The organism is Flavobacterium aquaticum, assembly GCF_003259835.1.
GTDB classification, from domain to species: Bacteria; Bacteroidota; Bacteroidia; order Flavobacteriales; family Flavobacteriaceae; genus Flavobacterium; species Flavobacterium aquaticum.
Genome location: NZ_QLMI01000004.1, coordinates 264,647 through 284,613, shown reverse-complemented (window position 1 = coordinate 284,613; position 19,967 = coordinate 264,647). Strand labels below are relative to the sequence as shown.

Sequence of the window (19,967 nt, the reverse complement as noted above, 5' to 3'; positions counted from 1 at the left end):
TTCTTCCAATTCTCAACTTACTAGATTCCTCTAATAATGGTTAAGATAGCACTAATAATATACTGAATACCAATAGCAATCGTTAAAAATCCAATGATTCTAGAGATTGCTACAATTCCTGATGAACCTAACATTTTTGCTAAAAAATGAGCACTACGAAGTACCAAATAAATCGTAGCCGCAACAACAGTAATTGAAATTGTTGAAATTATAATTTCAGAGGTTGTATTGTGTTCTTGATAATAAGCAATAAGTAATGAAATAGAACCAGGTCCGGCTAACATTGGCATGGCTAAAGGAGTAAGCGCAATATGTGTTCTGTTTTGAACTTCTTTTTGGACTTTTTTGTTGATTCCTTTGTTTTTACTGAAATTTCCATTCAATAATCCAAATCCAGAACTCGTAATAATAATTCCACCCGCAATTCGCAACGCTGTAATAGTTATCCCGAAAAAACTTAGCACATATTGACCAATAAAAAACGAAATCAACAAGATGATTAAAACATTAATACTGGTAATTAAAGAAACTTTTGCTCGTTCAGCACTCGTATAACCTTCGGTTAAAGCCACGAAAATAGGAACAGTTCCAATTGGGTTTAATACTGAGAATAGGGCGGCGAATAGGTAAATAAATAATTCCATTGTTTTTTTACAAATTTAGTACAAGGTAATTATTTTATTTACGAATCAAAAAAAAATCTAGATTACTTTTAGGTTTACTTAATGTAAGGAAGATTAATAAGCATCTAATGGAGAGTAGAAGGTGTTTTTTTCTTTTTCCAATTCAAGTTTATCAATGAATTTTTGAACGCCTTTACTGTTTTTGGAATAGTCTACTGAAATATAATGATGGTCGATATGAAAAGTAATTGAATTTCCTGGCTTGAACAATACTAATTTATAATAAGGAATCACTAAAGCATAAACATCTAATCGAGATTGAAAGCCAATTATAATGCCTTTTGGTCTTAATTCAATGTTGCAGAATTTTACCGAGTTATTAACGTGTAATAAATCGTAGATTGCCGAGCTGCATCGGGTAATAAATAATTTTGGAGAACCGATGCCTCCTTTTTTAAAATTGTCAAATATTGAGAATGGTTTTCCAACTAATTCGTTGATTTCTCTTTCGATTTTTAAGTCTTTGTATGAGATGTTATAAAGCATTTTTGTTTAAAATTACTTCAAAAATGGTTTCGAAATCAGACTTTAGCAAATTTTTATTATTTGTTTATTTATCGTAACTTTAAATTTCTAAATAAAAATAAAATGAAAACATTAGTTATAGGAGCTTCCACAAATAAAGAACGTTATTCGTATAAAGCTATCCATAGTTTAGTAGATAAAAGTCACCAAGTAGTAGCCATTGGAGCTAAAAAAGGAATGGCATTTGATATTCCAATCGAAACCGAGAAATTAGATTTTCATGCAGTAGATACGGTTACTTTGTATCTCAATCCAAAAGCACAAGTGGAGTATTATGATTATATTCTTTCGTTAAAACCAAGACGCGTTATTTTTAATCCAGGAACCGAAAATCCGGATTTTTATAAAATATTGGAAACAAATAATATTCAGTATGAAGTAGCTTGTACGTTGGTTTTGTTAGCGACCAATCAATACTAAAATTTGGTTTGACTTGTAGCAGGTTTGCTAATTAATAACAAACCAATAAAAGTAATAATTCCGTTTACGATAATTAATTCGTTATCAATTACGTAATCTCCAAAAAGTGCTGCCGAATTTTTGGCTAACAAAAAGCAAATCAATGGAGAAATAACACAAATAATTGGAACTAATTTATCGTGAACGGTTTTTGATTTCATAAACAATCCAAACGCATATAATCCTAAAAGTGGACCATAAGTGTAACTTGCTACTTTGAAAATCATTGTTACTACGGATTTATCATTCAATGAATTGAAGATGATAATAACCAAAAACATTAATAAAGAAAATCCAACATGCACTAAATGACGCGTTCTAACAGCGTTGGGTTTATTTTGGTTTTCCGCTTTATCCATTCCTAAGAAATCTACACAAAATGATGTTGTTAAAGCAGTTAAAGCAGAATCAGTTGTAGCGAAAGTTGCCGCGGTTAATCCCAATAAGAAAACGACAGCTGGAATAATATTCAAATGATTAAATGCAATTTCAGGGAAAAGCAAATCAGTACGTTTTACACCATCAACCATTGGAACCGAAATGCCATTTTTCTCAGCATATAAATAAAGTAAGGCGCCAACACTCAAAAAGAAAATATTGATAATTACAAAAATTCCAGTAAAAGTAAACATGTTTTTTTGTGCTTCGCCAATGTTGGCACAACTTAAATTTTTTTGCATTAAATCTTGGTCTAATCCAACCATAGCGATGGTTACGAAGATTCCGCCTAGAATTTGTTTCACAACATAATTTCCTTTCAAATAATCTTCATAGAAAAAGACTTTAGAATAATTACTGTTTTTAACGGTTTCAAAAGCATCAACAAATCCTAAATCTAAACTATTACAAATAAAAATAATCGTCAAAAACACTGAAGAAACTAAGAAAAACGTTTGTAAAGTATCGGTAATAATAATGGTTTTTAAACCACCACGATAGGTATAAGCAAAAATCAAGGCTAACGAAATTAAAACCGTAACCGCAAACGGAACTTCAAAATCGTCAAAAACAAAACGTTGTAACACAATCACGACTAAATACAAGCGAAATGCAGAACCAATAGTTCTGCTAATCAAGAAAATAGTCGCAGCAGTTTTGTAACTCACAACTCCTAATCGTTGCTCAATATAGCTGTAAATAGAAGTCAAATTCATTCGGTAGTATAACGGAAGTAAAACCGTTGCTATGATGATAAATCCAATCGCATTTCCTAATACAAATTGGAAATATTTGAATTGTAAGTCAGGATTTCCTACTTCACCAGGAACAGAAATAAATGTTACGCCAGAAAGTGCTGTTCCAATCATTCCAAAAGCAACCAAATACCATTTCGCATTTTTATTTGCCTTAAAAAAAGCGTCATTGCTACTGTCTTTTTTGCTAACAAAATTGGAAATTAAAATCAGAATTCCGAAGTAGATAATGATAATGGCTAAAATAGTTCCTGAAGTCATATATTGGTTTTTAGTTGTGCTAAAGTAGGAAAAAGATAGAAGTTAGAAACGATATGTTAAAAGAAAATTCATTTATAATTATTTTTAGGAAACTCCCAACTTCCAACTTCCATCTCCCAACTTTTTTTTACTTTTGCTAAATGGAATTACCATCAAAATTACTAGAAAATGCAGTTAACGAAATGTCTCAATTGCCAGGAATTGGTAAAAGAACGGCATTGCGATTGGTGTTGCATTTATTAAAACAACCTTCAGAACAAACTGAAATTTTGTCTTCGGCTCTAACGGCTATGCGAAATGATATTCAATACTGTAAAGAGTGTAATACGATTTCGGATGCGGATATTTGCGGAATTTGTTCAAATGCTTCTCGAGATAAATCGATTATTTGTGTGGTGGAAGATGTTCGCGATGTAATGGCATTAGAAAATACAGGAATGTTTAAAGGCGTTTACCATGTTTTAGGTGGGAAAATTTCTCCGATTGAAGGTGTTGGGCCTAGTCAGTTAAAAATCACTTCACTTGTTGAAAAAGTAAAAGCAGGAAATGTTTCTGAGATCATATTTGCTTTAAGTTCCACCATGGAAGGTGATACGACTAATTTTTACATTTACAAACAGATTAAAGAATTCGAAATTAAAACATCAACTATTGCCAGAGGAATTGCTGTTGGTGATGAATTAGAATATGCAGATGAAGTAACTTTAGGTAGAAGTCTATTAAATCGAATTCCATTTGAAACTTCAATAAAACCATATTAGTAAAAATTTAATCAAAATTCAATAATAACTTCGTTTTTTTAATTGTAAAAACTATATTTGTTACCTAATTTAGTGTGCTTTACATTTTTGTTTTTTTGAACCATCAGCAGCACTCAAAATAAGTATAGATTTTACATGAAAAAAATATTTTTTTTATCCATAATTGCAGTCTTTTTTACTTCTTGTATTTCTACAAAAGAATTAACTTATTTGCAACCTAATACAACATCAAAGTCAGATTCTATAAGAGTGGCTCAGGAGGTTTCTAAGCCATATAGAGTTCAAACAAATGATATCTTAAGTATTAATATAAAAGCTTTAGATCAAAAATTAGTGGAAATGTTTTCTGTTTCACAAACGAATGGACAAACACAGGCATCTCCTCAAACTTTATTCTTTAATGGATATACTGTTGATGATCATGGAAATATTCGTGTTCCTATTTTAGGCGAGGTTAATGTTTTAGGTTATACAACAGATGAGGTTCGTCAAAAAATTGAAAAACAATTATTAGAAGAGTACTTTAGAAAAGAAGCAAATATTTTTGTTACGGTTAAACTTGCGGGATTACGTTATACAATAAATGGAGAAATAGGTTCGCCAGGTACTAATGTTTTGTACCAAGACAGAGCTACAATTATGGAAGCTATTGCTAATTCTGGAGATATTCCTATTACTGGAAATCGAAAAGAAGTGCAAATTATTAGAAAATTTGCTCATGGTTTTGAAACTTATAGTATCGATTTAACAAAGGAAAGTGCTATGAATTCTCCATATTTTTACATTCAGCCAAATGATTACATCATTGTTAAGCCATTGAAACAAAAAACTTGGGGTACAGGAGTTACAGGAGTACAGTCAGTAGCAACTATTATGACTGCAATTTCTTTAATTACAACATTATTAGTGTTGTCTAAAACATTGTAATTGAAATGCTAGATACTAAAGATTTTAATTTTTTCGAATCCCAAAATACATTCGATTTCAAAGGATTTCTTTTGAAAGTTATTAGTTATTGGAAATGGTTTTTACTGTCTTTGATAATTACTTTTGTTTACGCCTACAACGTAAATATTCGTAAAGAAAAAATTTACGGAATGGAATCGCTTATAGTGGTTGAGGACCAAAACAATCCATTTTTTACATCAAATACGAGCTTAGTTTTTAACTGGGGAGGAACGTCTGATAAAGTTCAAACAATTATTACAACCTTAAAATCGCGTTCTCACAATGAAATAGTTGTAGACAGATTACAGTATTACATTAAATATCTAAGAAAAGGAGAATATTTTTTTCAGGATGTCTACGGAGAAGTTCCTTTTTATGTAGAAATCGATAAAACAAAAGGGCAACTTTTTAAGCAATTAATCAAAATTAAATTTTTATCTCCAACTCAATATGAATTAAGTGTTGATTTTGGCGAAGCAACTTCTGCAAAAACAATGCAGTATAGTGATTTAGTTTCTCAGCCAGTTAATGTTTCTGGCGGTGTGTTTAAAAAGAATTACAAAATTAATGAAGAAGTAGCATTGCCTTTTCTTAATTTAAAAGTTATAATTAAACCAGAAGCTTACGAATACACAAATCAAGAGTATTATGTGCGTTTTGATGACTTCAACTCAACGGTTGCAACATATAAAGGAATAGATGTTAGTGCTGATGCTAAGGCGCTTTCTGTTGTTAGATTGCAAATGGAAGGTTCTAATAAATACAGACTAGTAGAATACTTAAATACAACTGTTGATGTATTAAGAAAAATTCAATTAGAAAGTAAAAATCAGTTTGCAAATAATACAATTGGATTCATAGACAGTACTTTGAGAGAAATGGAAGGTCAAATCAAAGAAGCTGAGAACGAATTAAAAGAATTTAGAAGGGGTAAAAATATTTTTGAATTAGATGAAGAAGGTGGTAGCGGACTTTTAAGTTCAAAATTGTCTGCTTATGATGTAGAAAAAGATGGTATAAATAGAAAAATTGCCTACTATAATCTACTTAAAAATTATTTAGAGAAAACAACCGATTATTCTAAACTTCCAGCGCCAACAGTTGCCGGTATTGATGATCCAAACATCATTGGAAACGTAGCCAAATTAATTCAATTATCTGCTGAGAGAGCAAATATGTCTTATTCGGTTAAAAACAAAAAATTGTTCTCTGATTTTGATGTTGAAATGGAATCGGTAAAAAAAGTATTATTAGAAAATATTTCAAGTGCTAAAAGTGCTTTAAATTTAGATTTGTCTCTTATTAATAAAAATATTGCAAGAGCTGAAGGCGAAGCTAGTTTATTGCCAGAGAACAAACAAGAGCACATCAAAATTACTAGAAAGTACAATCTAAAAGATAAAATTTATAGTACCTTTTTAGAGAAAAGAAGTGAGGCTGAAATTGTAAAAGCTGCCAATATATCCGATATTAATTTTCTAGATCCAGCTAAAGATGTTGGTGGTGGTTTGAGAGGACCTAAAACGAGCATAAATTACATTTTAGCAGCAATGTTAGGTTTCTTGATTCCTTTATTAGTTGTGTTTGTAATTACACTTTTAGATAATAGTATCAATACAACAGATGATATTCAAAAATTAACTCGAATTCCATTAATTGGAGTTGTTGGAAAGAAAAACACTGAAAATAATTTATCTGTTTTTGAGAAGCCTAAATCTCCTTTGGCAGAATCATTCAGAGCAATTCGTTCTTCGTTGCAGTTCATGTATAAGAAACAGCAAAAAGAAGGAGCAAAAATCTTGATGCTTACATCTTCTGTAAGTGGTGAAGGAAAAACATTTTGTTCTATAAATTTAGCAACAGTATTTGCTCTAAGCGATAAAAAAACGGTAATTGTAGGTTTAGATTTAAGAAAACCAAGAATTTTTGGTGATTTTAATATTGATAATATCACGGGTGTTGTAAATTATCTAATCGGTCAAAAAACTATTGATGAGGTAATTCAAAAAACACATATTCCTAATTTAGATGTAATTCCATCTGGACCAATTCCTCCAAATCCTTCCGAATTATTAATGAGTGAAGCAATGGCAGAAATGATTGAAGAATTAAAAACAAAATACGATTACATTGTATTAGATACTCCTCCAGTAGGTTTAGTTTCTGATGCTTTAGAATTAGCTCATTTTTGTGATGCAACACTTTATGTTACACGACAAGGATTTACTAAAAAAGGAATGTTAAGTGTTGTAAATGATAAGCATAAAAGAGGTGAGTTACATAATATAAGTATTGTATTTAATGGTTTCCAAAACAAAGCAAAATATGGTTATGGCTATGGATACGGTTATGGCTACGGCTACGGAGCCTATGGTGAAGCTTATCATGATGAAGTTAAACCTGTAAAAGGTTGGAGAAAAATACTAGATAAGTTCAAAAAGAACAGCTAAACTGCTTAGGCAAATTACATGACAAAGATTTCAAATAAAAGAATACTTATTACTGGAGGTGCGGGTTTTATCGGATCCAATCTTTGTGCTTATTTTCTAGAAAATAATGAAGTTATATGTTTAGATAATTTCTCAACGGGTTATCGTCATAACATTGAAAATTTTCTTTCAAATCCTAAATTTACATTAATAGAAGGTGATGTCAGAGATTTTAAAACTTGCGAAGCTGCTGTTGCCGGAATTGATTTTGTATTGCATCAAGCTGCCTTAGGAAGTGTTCCTCGTTCAATTAATGATCCAATTACTTCAAATGAAGTAAACGTTGCTGGATTTTTAAATATGTTAACGGCTTCAAGAAACGCTAATATAAAGCGCTTTATTTATGCAGCAAGCTCTTCTACTTATGGAGATTCTGAAGCTTTGCCAAAAGTAGAACATATTATTGGAAAACCATTATCGCCTTATGCAGTAACCAAATATGTTAACGAATTGTATGCTGATGTATTCAGTAAAACTTACGGAATTGAAACTATTGGTTTGCGCTATTTTAATGTTTTTGGAAGAAATCAAGATCCAAATGGTGCTTATGCAGCAGTAATTCCTAAATTTGTAGCCCAATTTTTAAATCACGAGAGCCCTATAATAAATGGTGATGGAGAATTTTCTCGCGATTTTACTTACATTGATAATGTAATTCAAATGAACGAATTGGCAATGTTAACCGAAAATCCGGAGGCAATAAACACAGTTTATAATACTGCTTTTGGTGAAAGAACTACTTTAAATGAATTAGTTAATGCATTGAAAGAATTCTTATCAGAATATGATTATGAAATTGCTAATGTTCCTATTATTCACGGAGAAAATAGAGTGGGAGATATTCCACATTCACTAGCAAGTATAGAAAAAGCAAGTAAACTACTAAATTACCAACCAAAATTTTCTATGAGAGAGGGTTTAAAAGAGGCGGTAAAATGGTATTGGAATAATTTAAAAAAATAAAAGATAATACAATGATTAAAAATATCTGTTGTATCGGTGCAGGATATGTTGGCGGACCAACAATGGCGGTGATTGCTCAAAAGTGTCCGCATATTAAAGTTACGGTTGTTGACTTAAATGAAAAAAGAATTGCAGCTTGGAACGATAAATACGTAAATAATATTCCTATTTATGAGCCAGGATTAAGCGATGTTGTGGCAGAAGCTCGTGGTAGAAATTTATTCTTTTCAACCGAAGTAGATAAAGCAATCGATGAAGCAGATATGATTTTTATATCGGTAAATACGCCAACTAAAACGTATGGTGTTGGTAAAGGTATGGCTGCCGATTTAAAATATATAGAATTATGTGCTCGTCAAATTGCGCGTGTTGCTAAAAACGATAAAATTGTAGTTGAAAAATCAACTTTACCTGTAAGAACAGCAAGCGCTATTAAAGATATTTTAGATAATACTGGAAATGGTGTTCAATTTCAAATTTTGTCTAATCCAGAATTTTTAGCAGAAGGAACAGCAGTTGAAGATTTATTTGCGCCAGACCGAGTTTTAATTGGTGGAGACACAACTCCAGAAGGTCAAAAGGCAATTCAACAATTGGTTGATATTTATGCTAATTGGGTTCCAAATGACAAAATTTTAACGACAAATGTTTGGTCTTCTGAATTATCAAAATTAACAGCTAATGCATTTTTAGCACAGCGTGTTTCTTCAATTAATGCCTTGAGTGAATTGTGTGAAAAAACAGGTGCAGATGTTAATGAAGTAGCAAAAGCAATTGGTTTAGATAGTAGAATTGGACCTAAATTCTTAAAAGCTTCTGTAGGTTTTGGAGGTTCATGTTTTCAAAAAGACATTTTAAATTTGGTTTACATCGCTAAATCATATGGTTTAAATGAAGTAGCCGATTATTGGGAACAAGTGGTTATTATGAATGATCATCAAAAACGTCGCTTTGCAAAAAATATAATTAAAACATTATACAATACGGTTTCTGGTAAAAAAATTGCATTCTTGGGTTGGGCTTTCAAAAAAGACACCAACGATACCAGAGAATCTGCGGCTATCTTTGTGGCTGATGATTTGTTAAGCGAACAAGCAACAGTTACAGTTTATGATCCTAAAGTAGATTCAGCTCAAATTCAATTTGATTTGAATTACTTAGAAACCCGTTCAGAAGAAGCTAATAATAAAGGAGTTCAAACGGTTGATAATCCGTATGAAGCTTGTAAAGATGCTCACGCTATTGCTGTATTAACAGAATGGGACGAGTTTAAAACATACGATTGGCAAAAAATATATGACAATATGTTAAAACCAGCTTTTGTTTTCGACGGAAGAAATATATTGAATAAAGAAGAGTTAGAAAAAATAGGATTTATTTACCAAGGAATTGGATCAAGATAATGAGCGAAAAAATTGCAATTATAGGATTAGGATATGTTGGCTTGCCATTGGCACGACTTTTTGCTACCAAATTTTCAGTAGTAGGATTTGATATTAATCAGCAACGTATATCCGAATTAAATCAAGGAATTGATGTAACGTTAGAAGTAGAAGAAGATTTACTAAAATCCGTTTTAGTATCTCAATCTACTTCTGAAAAAGGGTTGTATTGTTCTAATAAATTGGAGGATATTTCCGATTGCAATTATTTTATTGTTACGGTTCCAACACCTGTTGATAAACATAACAAACCTGATTTAACACCACTTTACAAAGCAAGTGAAACTGTTGGAAAAGTACTTAAGAAAGGTGATGTTGTAATTTATGAATCTACCGTTTATCCTGGAGTTACAGAAGAAGAATGTGTACCTGTTTTAGAGAAAATATCTGGATTAAAATTTAATGTAGATTTTTTTGCAGGATATTCGCCAGAACGAATTAATCCAGGTGATAAAGAACATACAGTTGAAAAAATATTAAAAGTTACTGCTGGTTCTACTCCTGAAATTGGTAAAAAAGTAGATGCTTTATATAACAGTGTTATTACAGCAGGAACGCATTTAGCACCAACCATTAAAGTAGCGGAAGCAGCAAAAGTTATCGAAAATTCGCAACGTGATATTAATATTGCTTTTGTGAATGAATTAGCTAAAATTTTTAATTTATTAGGAATTAATACGCACGATGTTTTAACTGCGGCTGGAACTAAATGGAACTTTTTACCCTTCAAACCTGGTTTGGTTGGAGGACATTGTATAGGTGTTGATCCTTATTATTTAGCTCAAAAAGCTTTAGAAGTAGGTTATCATCCTGAAATTATTTTGGCAGGTCGTCGAATGAATGACAGTATGGGCGAATATGTGGCTTCGCAAGTAGTGAAGACTTTAATTCGTAAAAACATCAAAGTAAATGGAGCAACTATTTTAATGCTAGGATTCACTTTTAAAGAAAACTGTCCTGATGTTCGCAATACCAAAATTGTAGATGTTGTAAAATCGTTAGAAGAATATAGTACAAAAGTTACGATTCATGATCCTTGGGCAAATTCCGATGAGGTGCAACATGAATATGGTTTAACTTGCCATACAACACTTGATGCTACAACAAAATATGATGCGGTTGTTTTAGGTGTGGCTCATAAAGAGTTTTTATCTTTAGATATTGCTAAACTACTTAATCCAAATGGTGTAGTTTATGATGTAAAAGGTATTTTACAAAACGCTGTTGACGGAAGATTGTAAAAATCTAATTTTGGAAACCAAATCAAATAGTTTATTAAAAAACACACTGTTATACTCCATTGGGAATTTAGCCTCAAAAGGGCTTAGCTTCATTTTGGTTTTTTTTACTACATTTTATCTTTCAAGAGAAGATGTAGGTGTTTTTGATTTGTTTTTAACAACCATTAGTTTATTAACTCCTATAGTAACACTTCAATTAACTGATGCTGTTTTAAGATGGTTAATAGAAAATAATCAGTTTGAAAATAAAGCAAGGGTATTAACAACTTCGAGTTTTATTTTGCTAGTTTCCATTTTTATAGCAATTGTTGGAGTTTTAATTTTCCAAAACTTCTATCCTTTTTTATTTTATAAAGAGCTTTTATTTTTATTAGGATTTCAGTCTTTTTTCTTACTATTTCAACAATTTCAAAGGGCTATTGCAGACAATAAAGGATATGTTTTGTCTAGTGTTTTTTACACTTTTTTATATGTATTTCTTGCCATTCTTTTTTTGGTTTTTTATGATAAAAAAATAGAAGGATTACTTTATTCTAATATTATTGCAGCTTTTTTTTCAACTGTATTTATTGTGTTTAGAAATAAAGTGTTTGGCTATATTCACGGTAAATATTATAGTTTTCAAGTAGCAAAAGAATTACTCTTTTATTCTATACCGTTAGTGCCAAATAGTTTGTCTTGGTGGGCAATATCTTCAGCAAATCGCTATTTGATTGTTCTTTTTTTAGGAGTGGCTTCAAATGGTATTTTTGCTATTGCATTTAAGTTTCCTACAATTGTTTTGCTACTTGTAAATGTGTTTTATTTGGCTTGGCAAGAAAAAGCAATTGAAAATTATAATAGGGAAGATAAAGATGATTATTACAGTGCCATTTTTAAAAAGTATGTAAAATATTTGTTTATAATTTCTATTAATTTATTGTGTATTAATCAGCTGTTTTTAACTTATTTTGTTGATATAACGTTTTATGATTCATGGCGTTATACCTCTGTTTTATTGTTGGCTATCTTATTTAACGCATTAAGTGGTTTTTATGGAACTATTTATTTAGGTGCAAAAAAAACAAAAAGTATTTTTTTAAGCAGCTTAATAAGTGGGATAATTGTATTATTACTTTCGTATTTTCTTATCCCAGTTTTAGAATTGTTAGGAGCAGCAATAGCAATATTTTTTGGTTATTTTTTCTTATTTCTTTTCCGATTTTTTGAAACCAAAAAGTATATTAAAATAGTATTTCCATTTGCTACATTTTTTGTTTTATTTGGTGTTTTTATGGTTTTATCTGTAATAATGTTTTTGGAATTACCTTACGGAATTTTTTGGCTACCTTTAGTAGCACTAGTCATAAGTTGTTTTTTGTTACAATCAGAATTGCAAATAGTTTACAATAAGTATTTGAAGAAATGGATGCGTTAAAAAAAATATTATTTATTCATCCCGACTTAAAAGGTGGAGGAGCCGAACGTGTTTTGGTTCATCTCGTTAATGCTTTGCCTAAAGATAAGTATCAGGTAACTTTATTCACTATTTTTAAAGAAGGAATTAATAAAAAACTATTACATCCAGTAATCAAACATTTTTATTGGTTCTCAAAAGTGTTTAGAGGTTATTCTGTTTTGCAAAAAATAATTCCGGCTTCGTTTTTGGCAAATAGATTAAAAGTTAATGATTATGATATTGTAGTTGCTTATTTAGAACATGTTCCTACTCGAATTTTATCTGGAATCACCAATCCAAAAGTTAAAAAAATAGCTTGGTTACATACGAAAGCAACTCCCGAATTACTATCCCGAACTTTTAGAACTTTTGAAGAAACTAAAAATGCGTATCAGTCATTTAATAATATTGTTTGCGTTTCTCAAGAGGTTAAAAATTCTTTGTTACATATTTTTCCTCAATTAGAAAATAAAACACTTGTTATTGAAAATACGATTGACTTTAGTTTTATTGAGCAAAAATCGCAAGAAGTGAGTTTTGATATTGAATTTGATAGTAAAACTCTAAATATTGTCTCTATTGGTCGACTTATTGAAGTGAAAGGTTACGAGCGATTGATTCAAATTGTAAAACGAATAGCTTCTTCAACAGATATTAAATTCAAATTATATCTAATTGGTGATGGGGAATTAGCTTCAAAATTAAATGCAATCATTAAAAAAGATAAGCTAGAAAATTATGTGCAATTGTTAGGGTTTAAAGAAAATCCGTATCCTTATTTGGCTATAGCAGATTTGTACGTTTGCTCTTCTTTTACCGAAGGATACAACTCTGCTATAATTGAAGCATTAGCTTTAGAAATTCCAGTTTTAACAACCGATTGCCCAGGAATGAACGAAATTTTAGACAAAGGAAAGTTTGGTAAAATAGTTCCAAATACAACAGAAGATTTATATAAAGGATTGGTAGAATTAATAACCAAATCAGAGGAATTAAATCTATTAAAACTAAAGGCAAAAGAGAGGGCTGTATATTTAAAAGCTCAAAATTCAACACATTCTGTTGAACATTTATTTGATACTATTTAATCATGAACACGAAACTAATTTCCATTATTATGCCCGTTTACAATGTAGAAAATTACATTGAAAAGGCGGTTTTGAGTGTTCTTCAGCAAACCTATGCAAATTTCGAATTGTTAATTATTAATGATGGAACAAAAGACAACAGTATTCAAAAAATTGAAAAATACGCTTCAGATTCCAGATTGAAAATTTTTCATAAGGAAAATGGAGGTTTGTCTGATGCTCGTAATTTTGGATTAGAAAGAGCGCAAGGCGATTATGTGTATTTTATGGATAGCGATGATTTCATTGAATCAGATTTATTGACTTTATGTATTGATAAAATTGAGAAAGAAAATGTACCTGTTGTTGTTTTTGGCTATTTTTTAGATACAGAAGATAAAAGTGGAAATCTTATTTCTTCCGAATCAATTGTTCATGAATATGAAGTAATAAATATTGAAAATAAAAATACAACTGTAACCAATAATACTATTGGATTATTAGGTTATGCTTGGAATAAATTTTACGCTATCGATTTTTTAAAGCAACATAATTTTAAATTTGAAAAAGGGGTTTCTCTTGTTGAAGATATTTTGTTTAATGCTCCCGTTTTTTCTTCAGTAAATAGCATTCATTTTATAAATAAACCGCTGTATCATTACGCAAATCGACCTACCACAACATTGATAAAAACATTTCATGCGAATTCATTTGACTTGTATTTGAAAAAGAATGAATGTTTAAAAAAGTTCTTTAATAAGTGGGAAATTAATCATTCTAATGAATTACTGGCGAATAGTTTGCTTTTAGGAATTCGATATTGTGCTAATAATTTGTTTGCATTTAAAAATAATTTAACTGAAAATCAAAAGTACAATCATTTAAAAACCATGATTGTACATCCCGAAACACAAAGATTAATACCGTTTTACAAGCCAAATAGTAAATTGGATTCTGTTTATAAAACTATTATTTCACAAAAAAGAGCTTTACTTTTGTACCTGATTTTAAAAATCATCAAATAAATGTTTTTAAAGAAATACATTCCTTACTATTTAAAAATTAGAATACTTCTTTTTTTACAAAAGTTTAAAAGTGCGACCATTTTCTCGACTCAAAACTTAAAAAAAGAAGATTCAAAAGTTTTTATTTTTTTAGCGGCAAATTATAGTAATCTTGGCGATGTAGCCATCACTTATGCACAAGAAAAATTTATTCAAAACACATTACCCAATCATAAAGTAGTTCTTATTTCAATAAATAAAACTATTGAAGGAATTGTCTTTGCAAAATCTATTTTGAATCCGTCAGATTGCATTACAACTGTTGGTGGTGGAAATTTTGGAGATTTGTATGATCAAATAGAAACTTTACGTCAGTTAGTTATTGCGTCTTTTCCAAACAATAAAATTATTTCGTTTCCACAAACTTTTGATTTTTCAAATTCTCCTAAAGGGAAAAAAAGTCTAGCAAAAGCAATTTCTGTCTACAGTAAACATTCTAACTTGAGTTTTTTTGTTAGAGAACAGCAATCTTTTGAATTAATGCAACGTCATTTTCCAAAAGTGAAAGTGTTTTTAACACCAGATATTGTATTGAGTTTAGATAAATCGCAACCTCAAATCACACGCAATGGCGTTACATTAAGTTTAAGAGCAGATGACGAAAAATTATTAACTTCTGAACAGAATGAATCGTTAATTAATTGGGCAAAAGAAACTTTTTCTAATGTTTCATTTTATGATACTCATATTAATAAAGGGAATTTATCTGAGCAACAATTAGATGAAGAATTAAACAAAATTTGGAATCAATACAAATCTTCAGAACTTGTAATTACAGATAGATTACATGGAATGATTTTTTCTTACATAACAAATACACCTTGTTTAGTTTTCTTAAATAACAACCATAAAATTAGTGCTTCATACGAATGGATTAAAGAGCAAGCACCGGTAATTTTAATTAAGAATTTCGATTTAGAAAGTATTAACGAAGCTTTTGAAAGCTTAAATTCATCAAATACAACTGCATATAAAAATTTGATGGAAAAATATTTACCTTTGAAACAGCAGCTATTATCTTAAATGTTTGATTTCATACCAATAGAACACTATACTTTTTTTTACTATCAAATTTTATTGGTTTTTTTGATAGGCATTTTGCTACACGCTGTTATTTTAGAAATCGATGATGCAAGAAATACACGATTTTTAAAAATTTTTGGTTATTTGTCTTTGGTTTTTGTTCTGCTTTACATGGGTTTTAGACCTATTCATAGTGTTTTCGTAGATATGACCATGTATGCCTATTCCTTTGAGCGATATTTAGATGGAAATCCCTTAGAAGTAACCGAAGATTATGGTTTTTATTGGTTTTTAGAATTTTGCACTAAAGTAATGTCTGTTGAGGCTTTCTTTTTTACTTGTGCTTTAATTTATATCATTCCACTTTATATTCTCTCTATTAAATGGTTTAAAGAGTATTGGTTTTATGCATTTTTTGCTTTAGTTGTGTCCTTTTCTTTTTGGGCTTATGGTACAAATGGAATCAGAAACGGATTAGCAACGTCTCTTTTTTTATTAGCATTAGCTTTTAAAGACAAGAAAATAGTTCTGTATGCCTTGTTACTAGTTGCAATTTCTTTCCATAAAACTATGGTTTTACCCGTTTTTGCATTTATAGTTTCAAGTTTTTATACCAAATCGCAAACCTATATTTTTATTTGGTTAACTACCATTTTAGTTTCACTAGCAGTAGGTAACTTTTTTGTGGAATATATAGAATCGTTAGGAATAAACGATAGAAGATTTGAACAGTATTTTACAGATGAAATAGATGAAGCCATAACAAAAACAGGATTTCGTTGGGATTTCTTAATTTATAGTGCCACTGGAGTTTTCGCGGGTTGGTATTACCTATTCAAAAAGAACTTTTCAGATAAGTTGTATGAGCAACTTTTTAATATGTATTTGATAACTAATGCGTTTTGGGTTTTGGTTATTAGAGCTAATTTTACCAATAGATTTGCATATTTGTCATGGTTCATGCTAGCTATTATCATTTTTTATCCAATTCTAAAAGAACAACTTTTTAAACAACATCATCGAATGGTTGGTGCCGTATTATTGCTGTATTTCATGTTTACTTATATTTTTAACGTAATTCTAGTTAAGTAAAATGAAATTAAGTGTCATTATCCCGGTTTATAATGTTGAAAAATATGTAATTCGTTGCATTAATTCTGTCATTCAAAATGATTTGGAAGCTTCTGCTTATGAAATTATTATTGTTGATGATGAATCACCCGATGATAGTGTGAAAACCATAAAGTCGCACTTTCAAGATGTTGCTAATTTAAAAGTTATATCCCAAAAAAATAAAGGACTTGGCGGTGCCAGAAATACAGGAATCTTAAATGCAAAAGGAACTTTTTTACTTTTCTTAGATGCAGATGATTATTTGGTTCCTAATACATTAAGTCAAATTGTAAATCAAGCAATTGCATCTCAAGTTGAGGTTTTGGAATTTGGAGCTCAAGGTGTTTTAGAAAATGGAGCCGTTTGTTATACCCTTTCTAATTCTTCAAATGCTTTGGTTTTGGATGGAATAGGCTATTATCAAAAGGTTCGTTATGCTAATTCGGCTTGTAATAAATTATATAGCACAGATTTTTTACGAAACAATCAACTTTTTTTTGAAGAACAGCTTTATATCGAAGATTTTGAATTCAACACCCGTGTTTTTCTTCAAGCGAAACGAATGTTAGCAGTTGAAACCATTGTTGGGCAATTTTTGCAAACACCCAATTCGATTACTCGAAATAGTAGTCTTGCTAAAAAAGAAAAAATGCAAAATGATATTGAACGCGTTATGGTGATCACCAATCAATTGTATTTAAAATCTGCGAATCAAGATGCTTTTTTTAAAGAGCGTTTGGGTTTTTTAACAGCTACTTTAGTTGTTCAAATGATTAAGAACCAATCAGATTATAAAACTATTCTTTTAAAAATAGAATATTTAAAAGCTAAAAAGTTGTTTTTTGTAAACCACAAACTGTTTGATCGTTCTAAAAATCTATTTCGAATCTTATTCTTAAAGCATTCTTTACTTTTAAAATTAGCTTTACCTTTGTACCGATTTTTGAATAGAAAAAGTTAATGAAGAAAAAAATCTGTTTTGTAGTTTCGGCACCCATTACTGCCAAAGTATTTTTAATTAAACATTTTGAATACCTTTCAAAAGAGTTTGATATTACTTTAGTAGCTAATTTTGAAACACAAGCTGATTTTGAAGTTCCGTTTGTAAAAAACACCAAACATATTGCAATTCACAGAAGCATCAATCCTTTAAAAGATTTCTTAGCTTTAATTCAGTTGTATTTTTTCTTTAAAAAAGAATCGTTTCATGTGGTTCATTCCGTTACGCCAAAAGCAGGTTTGTTAGCAATGATGAGTTCTTGGCTCTCTAGAATTCCAACCCGAATTCATATTTTTACTGGACAAGTTTGGCACACACAATCAGGTTTTAAAAAACAATTTTTAAAGTTTTTAGACCGACTGTTGGTTTGGTTTACCACTCATATTTTGGTCGATGGTCAGTCGCAACGTCAATTTTTAATTGCTAATAAAATTATAACCGATAAAAATTCTAAGGTTTTAGGAAAAGGTTCCATTAGTGGAGTAGATGTGCAAAAGTTCAATCCTTCTTCAGAAATTAGAAATTTGTATCGCGAACAACTGAACTTTCAAAATAATGATGTTGTATTTGCTTTTCTAGGTAGAATGAATACCGATAAGGGCATTTTAGATTTAGCAAAAGCATTTCAAAAGCTACATGCAGATTTTCCGAATGTGAAATTGCTTTTAATTGGATTTGATGAAGAAAATATGCAAGAGAAAATTCGTCAAATTCAAACCGAAAATATTATTTATTTTGGTCCTACTCCAAAGCCACAAGAAGTTTTACAAGCTGCAGATGTGTTTTGTTTACCAAGTTATAGAGAAGGTTTTGGGACAAGTGTTATAGAAGCTTCGTTGTTAGAATTACCAATAATTTGTAGCGATACCTATGGTTTAGCAGAAACTATTATCGAAAATAAAACTGGGTTACGTCATGAAGTTAAAAATGTAGATCAACTTTATAATCAAATGAAATTGTTGGTTCAAAACGAAGAGACAAGGACAGTTTTAGGTAAAAACGGAAGACAGTATGTATTAGAACATTTCTCAGCAGATGAAATTTCGTTGCAATGGCTTACCTTTTATAAAGATATTTTAAAATAATGTATAAAAACATAGTAAAACCCATATTAGATTTTATTCTGGCATTGGTTGGATTTATCCTGCTTCTGCCCGTGTTTTTATGCATTACCATTTTGTTGTTTTTTGCCAATCAGGGCAAACCTTTTTTTATTCAAAGACGACCAGGATTTAATGGTGCCATTTTTAGCATCATTAAGTTTAAAACCATGAATGATAGAAAAGATAAAAAAGGGAATTTGTTATCCGATGCAGAACGATTAACTGCCGTTGGACGTTTTGTTAGAAAAACATCATTGGACGAAATTCCGCAGTTGCTCAATGTTCTAAAAGGCGATATGAGTTTGGTGGGTCCAAGACCTTTATTAACGCAGTATATGCATTTGTATTCGCCTTATCAAAATCGTCGTCATGAAGTAAAACCGGGGATTACAGGTTGGGCACAAATCAATGGGCGAAATGCAATTGATTGGGAAACCAAATTTGAATTGGATGTGTTTTATGTAGAACATATTTCTTTCGGATTGGATTTGAAAATTCTTTTGAAAACGGTAAAAAAGATTTTAATCAAAGAAGGCATAAATGCTCAAAATTCGGCAACGATAGAACCTTTTAGTGGCACTACTTCGGTTTATGTTTTTGGAGCTGGAGGTCACGGAAAAGTGGTTTTAGACGTACTTTTGTCGGAAAATAAATATGTTATCAAAGGAATTTTAGATGATGCACCCCAATCGGATTCGTTGTTTGACATTCCTATCAAGAAGAATTTTAATAGAAAAAAATTACAGGCTCGAAATTGTATTGTTGCCATTGGCGATAATGCCATTCGAAAAAGAATAGTTACCACATTAGATACCAATTTTATTATGACCATTCATCCCAATGCTATTGTGTCCAAATTTGCCAAGATTGGACCTGGAACTCAAATTATGGCAGCTGCAGTTGTAAATCCAGATGCTATAATTGGAAATCATTGTATCATCAATACAGGAGCAATTGTAGAGCATGATTGTAAATTAGAAGATTATGTTCATGTAGCGCCAAATGCTTGTTTGGGTGGAAATGTTACAGTGGGAGAAAAAACATTAGTAGGTATTGGAGCCACTGTTATACCTAATGTTAAAATTGGAAAAAATGTAAGTGTTGGAGCAGGAACATTAGTTTTGCAAGATGTGCCTGACAATGCTGTCGTAGTTGGTGTTCCAGCACGAATTATTAAATATCAAGAGAATTAAA

Annotated in this window: 18 protein-coding genes and 1 pseudogene; 16 read left to right on the top strand and 3 right to left on the bottom strand. The window is 30.6% G+C overall.

Annotated features, from left to right (window positions below; genetic code table 11):
* Positions 1-20: 20 nt before the first annotated feature.
* Positions 21-644 carry a MarC family NAAT transporter gene (locus tag B0I03_RS08100; RefSeq protein ID WP_026725615.1) on the bottom strand — a complete coding sequence of 208 codons (624 nt, stop codon included), beginning with the start codon at positions 642-644 and terminating at the stop codon, positions 21-23.
* A 93-nt stretch (positions 645-737) separates the two neighbouring features.
* Positions 738-1,169 (bottom strand): hypothetical protein, encoded by a 432-nt coding sequence (locus B0I03_RS08095; RefSeq protein WP_111566941.1) that lies wholly within the window; start codon positions 1,167-1,169, stop codon positions 738-740.
* Between the two features lie 102 nt (positions 1,170-1,271).
* On the opposite strand from B0I03_RS08095, the gene B0I03_RS08090 reads away from it, so the two are divergent.
* Positions 1,272-1,628, top strand: a complete 357-nt coding sequence (locus B0I03_RS08090) for a CoA-binding protein (RefSeq protein ID WP_111566940.1) — start codon at positions 1,272-1,274, stop codon at positions 1,626-1,628.
* On the opposite strand, the gene B0I03_RS08085 is transcribed toward B0I03_RS08090, so the two are convergent.
* On the bottom strand, positions 1,625-3,121 hold the full coding sequence (locus B0I03_RS08085) for a sodium:solute symporter (protein ID WP_111566939.1): 1,497 nt from the start codon (positions 3,119-3,121) through the stop codon (positions 1,625-1,627). The two genes, B0I03_RS08090 and B0I03_RS08085, sit on opposite strands and share 4 nt — an antisense overlap.
* Positions 3,122-3,261: 140 nt before the next feature.
* Here B0I03_RS08085 and recR point away from each other — a divergent pair, with 140 nt between their 5' ends.
* From recR to B0I03_RS13240, 15 genes and pseudogenes are all read left to right on the top strand, one after another.
* Positions 3,262-3,882 (top strand): recombination mediator RecR, encoded by a 621-nt coding sequence (gene recR / locus B0I03_RS08080; protein WP_111566938.1) that lies wholly within the window; start codon positions 3,262-3,264, stop codon positions 3,880-3,882.
* Between the two features lie 135 nt (positions 3,883-4,017).
* Entirely contained in the window at positions 4,018-4,809 is a 792-nt protein-coding gene (locus B0I03_RS08075; protein ID WP_111566937.1) for a polysaccharide biosynthesis/export family protein, read from the top strand.
* A 5-nt stretch (positions 4,810-4,814) separates the two neighbouring features.
* Positions 4,815-7,280: a polysaccharide biosynthesis tyrosine autokinase gene (locus B0I03_RS08070; RefSeq protein WP_111566936.1), complete on the top strand. Its 2,466-nt coding sequence runs from the start codon at positions 4,815-4,817 to the stop codon at positions 7,278-7,280.
* Positions 7,281-7,298: 18 nt separating this feature from the next.
* Positions 7,299-8,282 (top strand): SDR family oxidoreductase, encoded by a 984-nt coding sequence (locus B0I03_RS08065; protein ID WP_111566935.1) that lies wholly within the window; start codon positions 7,299-7,301, stop codon positions 8,280-8,282.
* 11 nt (positions 8,283-8,293) lie between these two features.
* Entirely contained in the window at positions 8,294-9,685 is a 1,392-nt protein-coding gene (locus B0I03_RS08060) for a UDP-glucose 6-dehydrogenase (RefSeq protein WP_111566934.1), read from the top strand.
* Positions 9,685-10,965, top strand: coding sequence for a nucleotide sugar dehydrogenase (locus B0I03_RS08055; protein ID WP_111566933.1), 1,281 nt, complete (start codon positions 9,685-9,687; stop codon positions 10,963-10,965). The genes B0I03_RS08060 and B0I03_RS08055 overlap by 1 nt, the downstream gene beginning before the upstream one ends.
* Positions 10,966-10,975: 10 nt before the next feature.
* A complete protein-coding gene (locus B0I03_RS08050) occupies positions 10,976-12,382 on the top strand; it encodes an oligosaccharide flippase family protein (protein WP_146603275.1) in 1,407 nt (468 codons plus the stop codon).
* Positions 12,370-13,491, top strand: a complete 1,122-nt coding sequence (locus B0I03_RS08045) for a glycosyltransferase (protein ID WP_111566931.1) — start codon at positions 12,370-12,372, stop codon at positions 13,489-13,491. Before B0I03_RS08050 ends, B0I03_RS08045 begins: the two co-directional genes overlap by 13 nt.
* Before the next feature lie 2 nt (positions 13,492-13,493).
* Complete coding sequence (locus tag B0I03_RS08040) at positions 13,494-14,495, top strand: glycosyltransferase family 2 protein (RefSeq protein ID WP_111566930.1); 1,002 nt, start codon at positions 13,494-13,496, stop codon at positions 14,493-14,495.
* Positions 14,496-15,557 carry a polysaccharide pyruvyl transferase family protein gene (locus B0I03_RS08035; protein ID WP_111566929.1) on the top strand — a complete coding sequence of 354 codons (1,062 nt, stop codon included), beginning with the start codon at positions 14,496-14,498 and terminating at the stop codon, positions 15,555-15,557.
* A complete protein-coding gene (locus B0I03_RS08030; RefSeq protein ID WP_111566928.1) occupies positions 15,558-16,649 on the top strand; it encodes an EpsG family protein in 1,092 nt (363 codons plus the stop codon).
* Between the two features lies 1 nt (position 16,650).
* Positions 16,651-17,631, top strand: coding sequence for a glycosyltransferase family 2 protein (locus tag B0I03_RS08025; protein WP_111566927.1), 981 nt, complete (start codon positions 16,651-16,653; stop codon positions 17,629-17,631).
* Positions 17,631-18,755 carry a glycosyltransferase family 4 protein gene (locus B0I03_RS08020; protein ID WP_111566926.1) on the top strand — a complete coding sequence of 375 codons (1,125 nt, stop codon included), beginning with the start codon at positions 17,631-17,633 and terminating at the stop codon, positions 18,753-18,755. The genes B0I03_RS08025 and B0I03_RS08020 overlap by 1 nt, the downstream gene beginning before the upstream one ends.
* A pseudogene (locus B0I03_RS13245) lies at positions 18,755-19,351 on the top strand (sugar transferase); the annotation flags it as partial. The gene B0I03_RS08020 and the pseudogene B0I03_RS13245, both read left to right, overlap by 1 nt.
* Entirely contained in the window at positions 19,334-19,966 is a 633-nt protein-coding gene (locus B0I03_RS13240; RefSeq protein WP_220084604.1) for an acetyltransferase, read from the top strand. The pseudogene B0I03_RS13245 and the gene B0I03_RS13240, both read left to right, overlap by 18 nt.
* Position 19,967: the final 1 nt, after the last annotated feature.